Annotated in this window: 4 protein-coding genes and 3 pseudogenes; 5 read left to right on the forward strand and 2 right to left on the reverse strand. The window is 56.6% G+C overall.

Annotation, left to right across the window (positions count from 1 at the left end; translation table 11 throughout):
• Window positions 1-248 precede the first annotated feature (248 nt).
• Window positions 249-1,472 carry a glycosyltransferase family 4 protein gene (locus G7A66_RS12865; protein ID WP_174296095.1) on the forward strand — a complete coding sequence of 408 codons (1,224 nt, stop codon included), beginning with the start codon at window positions 249-251 and terminating at the stop codon, window positions 1,470-1,472.
• A 181-nt stretch (window positions 1,473-1,653) separates the two neighbouring features.
• Here G7A66_RS12865 and G7A66_RS12870 read toward each other — a convergent pair.
• Window positions 1,654-2,194, reverse strand: a pseudogene (locus G7A66_RS12870) (integrase core domain-containing protein); the annotation flags it as partial.
• A 477-nt stretch (window positions 2,195-2,671) separates the two neighbouring features.
• Entirely contained in the window at window positions 2,672-3,598 is a 927-nt protein-coding gene (locus G7A66_RS12875) for a glycosyltransferase family 2 protein (RefSeq protein WP_174296096.1), read from the reverse strand.
• 86 nt (window positions 3,599-3,684) lie between these two features.
• Here G7A66_RS12875 and G7A66_RS12880 point away from each other — a divergent pair.
• The 4 genes and pseudogenes from G7A66_RS12880 to G7A66_RS14710 all read left to right on the forward strand — a co-directional run.
• Window positions 3,685-4,372 (forward strand): annotated as a pseudogene (locus G7A66_RS12880) (integrase core domain-containing protein); the annotation flags it as partial.
• A 194-nt stretch (window positions 4,373-4,566) separates the two neighbouring features.
• A complete protein-coding gene (locus G7A66_RS12885; protein ID WP_174296097.1) occupies window positions 4,567-5,499 on the forward strand; it encodes a glycosyltransferase family 2 protein in 933 nt (310 codons plus the stop codon).
• A gap of 75 nt (window positions 5,500-5,574) precedes the next feature.
• Window positions 5,575-5,823: pseudogene (locus G7A66_RS12890) on the forward strand (transposase); the annotation flags it as partial.
• Window positions 5,796-6,224 (forward strand): transposase (locus G7A66_RS14710; RefSeq protein WP_456298147.1); only part of this gene is annotated, 429 nt, incomplete at its 3' end. The pseudogene G7A66_RS12890 and the gene G7A66_RS14710, both read left to right, overlap by 28 nt.

A 6,224-nucleotide genomic window follows, 5' to 3' on the forward strand; every position in this document is an offset into this window, starting at 1 on the left:
ATGATGCAAGGGGCCCTCTATCAAGAGCTCATGGCCAAGAAGGCGCAACGCCTGCCGGTGCCGGAACGAACTGCTGCCATGGCACACCATTGACGGGCTCGATCATGGTAATCCGGAGCCAGACTGGTTGCAGTTTGCAGAATGAGCCGTTGATACTTTTCGTTGCAGTCGCACATGAACCGGCGAGCCGCTTGCGGTGCACACAAGAACCTGTTGCCAAGGAGATTACTCCATGCTTTTGATGGGCCATGATAAGGCAAACGGTGCCCAAAAAACATGAGGTCCTGTGCATTGTGGTGCCCGACCTATTCCATGCGACTCAAACTTTCTTCCATGAGCACATCGCTAAAATAGCTCCGGGTCAAACAGTGATAGTGCACCTCTCATCAACAGGTGCTCCTGCGCAGACCAGCGTTCCTGTTTTAGAAGTGACTGCTCCTTCTCAGTGGACAGAGAAGGGCGGTCGTCTTTTGTCACGTTTGATTCGCTCTGTTAACGCGTGGCGGACCTATCGTTTGAGCTCTCAGCAGGCGGAGGCCATAGAAAGCTACTTACTGCGTGAAGGCATTACTCACGTCTTTGCCGAGTTTGCCACGACTGGATTTATGATCGCGCCCGTGACAGCGCGCTTGGGCTTGCCGCTCACAGTGATGAGTCACGGGTGGGATATCAACGTGATGGGCCGCGGACGCCTGTGGCGCGGTCGCTTCAAAAGCTTTTTCAATTCTAAAACTAAGTTCGTGGCGGTTTGCGAATTCCTAAAAGATAGAATGACGGATATCGGTGCACCCGAGAATAAAGTAGCTGTCGTCCCATGCGTGATTGAAGCCTCCCTCTTCAATCCGGTGTTGCATCGACGGGGCCCGACTAGAGTCGTGATGTTATCTCGGCTAACAGCTCAAAAAGGTCCATTGCATAGCCTTCGAGCCTTCGCCGAAGCTTCGAAGCACAACCCAGATCTGGTCCTGGACATAATTGGGGACGGACCACTTATGGGAGCAGTGAGATGGGAGAGCGAGAGGCTCAACCTTCTAGACAGAGTGTGTTTGCATGGCGCACTCCCTCACGATCATGCATTGGCCATCTTGGCTAGGAGCAACATCTTCCTGCAGCATTGCGTAACACTCCCGTTCCAGGGGATCGAATCACAAGCAGTTTCGCTCCTGGAAGCCATGGGGCATGGATTAGTGCCCATCGTCACTCGTCACGGTGGCATGACCGAGCATGTTGCAAATGAAGTTAGGGGCTTTGTCGTAAACGAAGGGGATGAAGCAAATATGGCTGCGCGCATTCTTCACCTCGCTGACAGGCCTGAAGAACGCAATCGAATGGGCAAGAACGCAAGACTGTACGTGCTAGAAAATTTCGCAGGAGAAAAGATATACCCTCGGCTTAGAACCCTGATCGGGTTAGCAGAGACGCTTCCGGGCAATTATCAGCCTTCCAGCCTGCAGAACTATCCTGCGAAGTAGGCGAGCCGATAGGACCGCCCTATGCGAAAAGCTCCATGAGCCAGCTAACCGGCATCGCCGACGCGGCTTTCGCCGCCTGTACATCTTGCTGAGCCCAGAAGACCTGACCTCCAGTTTTCCTCCAGCTGGAATAGAGTCGGGCGGCTTTGTTGCGCAGGAGCGCGGTTGAAGCTCAGCGGCGAAAGCCGCCGGGCATTGCGTAGCCAAGGGACATGCGGTCTCTCCCGGTTATAGTCGTCGACCCAGGCAGCGATCTCGACGCGAGCACGAGCAAGAATGAGGAACAGCGTCTCGTTCAGCAGCTCGTCGCCCATCCGGCCGTTGAAGCTCTCGCAGAAGCCGTTCTGCATCGGCTTGCCCGGCGCGATGTAATGCCACTCCACGCCGATCTCCCCGCACCATGCCAGCACCGCATTGCTGGTCAGTTCGGTGCCGTTATCGCTGACGATCATCCCCGGCTTGCCGGGCTCGGCGATCAGATCGGCTAGCTCGCGCACGACCCTGCGACCCGAGATCGATGTATCCGGCACCGCTCGCAGGCAATCTCTGGTCACATCGTCGACGATGTTGAGCACGCGGAACCGCCTTCCAGAAGCCATCTCGTCATGCACAAAGTCCAGCCTCCAGCGCTGGTTCGGGAGGGCCAAGACCAGAGTCGGCGCCTTGGTCCCGACAGCATGCTTGCGGCTGCGCCGCCGCCTGACCGCCAGTCCCTCCTCCTGAGTAGCAAACCGATTTGGTGGCTCCCACCCTTTCTGCACAGATAACGCGCGCGCGAGGAAGATCCGCCACCCCCATGTACCTGCGAAGCGTTGCCTTGCGCAAACCTAAGCGGCAGGCAATGTGAGGCTACGGCGATGCGACATCGGGAGAGATGCCACCTTCACGGCGAAAAAGTACGGGACTGCCTAAAGGAAATCGCAACGCCGGAAAGCACGGGACGCGGTCTGGGGGGCTTGGCCGCGTCCCAACTTCTCCAGGAGCTTGCATTATAGCAGGCAAAGAAGGGGCCCCGCAAAGGAGGCCCCTAGAAGCAACCGGCTTGGACGGGAGGGGGGTCTCCGGTCGCTCCGGGCATTTACGCGCCCTTGGCGTTTAAGTTCCGATACTTAGGATTAATTAATCGCCAATAGGTGCTGCCGCAGTCATCGCGCGCTAGGCCGTGCCATCTTTTCTGCACAGATAGCGCGCGCGTGAGGTCAGGAATTAGTGGGGCGCAGGCGTGCAATTACCCAATCTTGAAGCCATCGTCGTCCTTCAGGTGTTCGCAAGGCGAGCCTCAGTATGGCGCCTCGCCCGGGACCGGCGGGATCGCCCGCCAGTCGATCGAGCTCTCTACGGCGCAGGATCTCGACACGCTCGTGAACGATCCTGAGGCGATCTGGACGCTTTTTAAATTCTGGATGCGATAACCAAGCTAGCGTCTGCTTGACGACGACGTTGGCATTGAGGACCGTCTGACTCGTGCCGCTCGCCCGTGAGGTGTAAAGATACGTTTCCTGGGCAAGATCGGCGACGTACTTCGCGCCCGCCACAAGGCATCTCGCCACAATGTCGAAATCCTCGCCATTACGGATTTGCTCGTCAAAAAGAATGGCATGATCTGAAAGGAATGACCGATTGATCATAGGTACCAGCGTCACATAATCCTGCCCGCCATCAGGCGTGCTGCGGAACAGCTTCTCAAGTGTAATCTCTTGGATTCTGGGTTCAGGATGAACTGAAGGTCCAAGCGCTTTCTGCGCTCGTCCATCGAAGTAAACGAGGTTATCTGCTATCATCTCGGCAGAATGAGAACGGGCAAGTTGCAGCAAGCTCTCGATCCGCCCCGGGCCGAACGCGTCATCAGCATCCAACGTCGCGATCCATGCGCTTGTTGCGGCACGAATAGCCATATTGCGAGCAGCAGACGGGCCTACATTTGCGCACAGTCTTACCAGACGGACACGAGAATCTTCCTGCGCAAGGGACCTGACAACTTCAACGGTATCATCCGACGAGGCATCGTCCACTACGATGACCTCAGCAACGTTCGCCTGCTGCAGAGCTGAGGCGACCGCTCTTTTGATGAAACGTGCAGCGTTGAAGGCCGGTATTATGATTGTGACGGATTCAGGCTGGTGCATTTGGAGGATCGTCCTTTCTCGCAATCAACGGGGCCATGCCTCGTTTAATCAAGATCCAATAAAAAATTGTGTTATTCTTGTATGCAAACAGCAAGCGGGTGGAGCGGATCTGCCACAGAGAAGGGCTAAAGGTGCCGCAGAAGCAGCCAAAACGAGGGCGATTGGAAAAATAGCTCGTGCACGCGGCTTCGGCTGGAGTACCCGGAGCACCATGTGGACGTACGAGATGAGCTTCGCCCATCTGCGCTTGGCTACGATTCTGTCGAGGGACGCACCCACGATGGTCGCAAGTTCAGGATCTTGGCCATTATCGCCGAAGCCAGCCGGGAATGCCTGGCATTGGTCGTTGCCCGAAAGCTCAAGCATCAGAACGCGCTTTCGGCGTTCGCTGACCTGTTCGTCTCGCGCAGCCCGCCTGCGCATATGAGATCTGACAACAGTCCAGAATCTAGCGCTACCGCTGTGCAGGAGTGGCTCGGCAGAGCCGGCGTCAAAACGCTTTACATCGCGTTAGGATCGCCTTGAGAGAAGGGCTGTACAAGAGCTTTAACGGTTCTCTGCCGAACGAAGCTTAATGGTGAAATCTTCTATAGCCTCGCCGAAGCCAGAGTGCTGATCGAGGCTTGGCGTCGCCACTACAACACCGTGCGTCCGTACAGCAGTCTTAATTATAACCCGCCTGCTCCGAAAGCGGCGATGCCGCCATCGCCGCTTTCTGGTTCCGCTTGGCTCCACCTCCAGCCGGCGAGGACATTGGAAGCGACAATGCACTAACAATAATCCGGACCACTGATGGGGGCCGGTCAGGGACGAATGTTCCGCTTCCGGTGCTGCTGATGCGTTCAGGAATGCCCGAGATGGGTGGATTGCAGAAATTAGTTTATGTCCAGTCGGATTGAGAGCGGGCATTGCCGTTGCCCACTGATATGCGTTATTGTGCCGCTGAAGATTCCGCTTGGGGACTTGGAATGGATATTTCGGTCATCATCCCTGTCTTTAATGGCGAGGGATACATTGAGGAAGCGCTCCGGTCGGTTCTTGAGCAGACACATCCGCCTCAAGAGATCATCGTGGTGGACAACGGTTCCACTGATCGAACCACCGATATCGTCGAGCGGTATCCGGTAAAGCTGCTTTATGAAAAGAAATCTGGTGCTAGTCTCGCTCGGATCACAGGAAGGGAGGCGGCAACGGGAGATGCGTTCATGTTCCTTGATGCCGACGACATCCTCGGGCCGACGGTATTGGAAGAACTTGTTGCAGTGCTGAGGAAGCACCCCAACGCGGTCGCGCTGTGTCCTTGGAAGCGCTACGAACTGATAGATGGCAAGTGGCAGGTTCGACCTGCTTCCAGCAGAGCGCGCGAAGGAGGGGAGCATCCACTAGCTGCATGGCTTACCGGTTGGTGGCATCCGCCATGCTCTGTTCTCTGGTCGCGCGAAGCTTATGAGCGGAGTGGGGGCTGGGATCCCTCTTGGTGTGTCAATGATGATGGCGATCTGGCAATGCGGGCACTAGTGCAGGATGTTCCAATGATCAGAACTTCCGGTGGAACATCATACTATCGCCGTCTCCCCGAGGGTGAAATTTCGCTAAGCGGCCACCGCCACAGTCACCGCGGACTGGCGTCGAAGATAACTGTCATAGAGAGGATCGAAAAAGCTCTGGAAGATAAAGGCAAAGTTCATAGGTTTTCAATACCTTTGAGAGAGGTTTTCGAAATTCTTGCCGAAGAAGCACTAGAATACCCTGAACTGGCTCAACGTGCGAAAAAGGGAGTTATCCGGAACAGGCCGACAGTTGCGCATCGAGCGGTGCATTTCGTGCGTCGCGTCATATGGAAGTTAGGACTGAAGAAAGATCGACCAGAGTGCTCAGGAGTGGCGGCCGACCCTGTCTAGGGTCTGGACTTATAAACAGGATTCACAACGGCATCGGGATGTGATTCACAGGCCTCCAGCGAGGAGGCATGTGGAATGGCAAATTTCTTCTGGTTTTCCGATGAGCAGTGGACTCGGGTTGAGCCACTTTTACCGCAGGATACGCGCGGGATGCCGAGGGTGGATGATCGGCGTGTGCTCTCCGGGATTGTCCACGCGCTGAAGAGGGGCAGTCGCTGGAGCGACTGCCCGGAACACATCTACGGACCGAAGAAGACGCTCTACAACCGGTTCCGTCGCTGGGCCGAGCGCGGCGTGTGGGAGCGCATCTTCTCGAGCCTGGCCGGGGTCGAGGGCGTGCCTGCCAAGCTGTTCATCTACAGCTCCTGCATCAAGGTCCACCGCACTGCCGGAGGCGCGAAAGGGGGGCCTTGGCTCATGGTATCGGCATCACCAAAGGCGGAAGGAACACCAAGCTCCACGCAATCTGCGACGAGAAGGGCCGCCCCCACGTCCTGCTCCTGACACCCGGCAACACGCACGATGCCAAGGTCGCCATGCTGGCGATCAATGCCGCGCCGCCATCGGAGTATCTGGTCGCCGACAAAGGCTTAGACAGCAACGCCTTGCGCTCATGGCTGTTCGAGCGAGGGACCACGCCGGTCATCCCGTCAAAGTCCAACCGCAAGGTCCAGATCGAGCACGACAGACAGATCTACCGCCAGCGCAATGTCGTCGAGCGCATG

Source organism: Alteripontixanthobacter muriae, from assembly GCF_013336795.1.
Taxonomy (GTDB): domain Bacteria; phylum Pseudomonadota; class Alphaproteobacteria; order Sphingomonadales; family Sphingomonadaceae; genus Pseudopontixanthobacter; species Pseudopontixanthobacter muriae.

Excerpts from the sequence above, each read along its gene's own strand:
- G7A66_RS12865 (WP_174296095.1), top strand. The coding sequence starts at position 249 with ATGATAAGGCAAACGGTGCCCAAAAAACATGAGGTCCTGTGCATTGTG.
- G7A66_RS12875 (WP_174296096.1), bottom strand. The coding sequence starts at position 3,598 with ATGCACCAGCCTGAATCCGTCACAATCATAATACCGGCCTTCAACGCT.
- G7A66_RS12885 (WP_174296097.1), top strand. The coding sequence starts at position 4,567 with ATGGATATTTCGGTCATCATCCCTGTCTTTAATGGCGAGGGATACATT.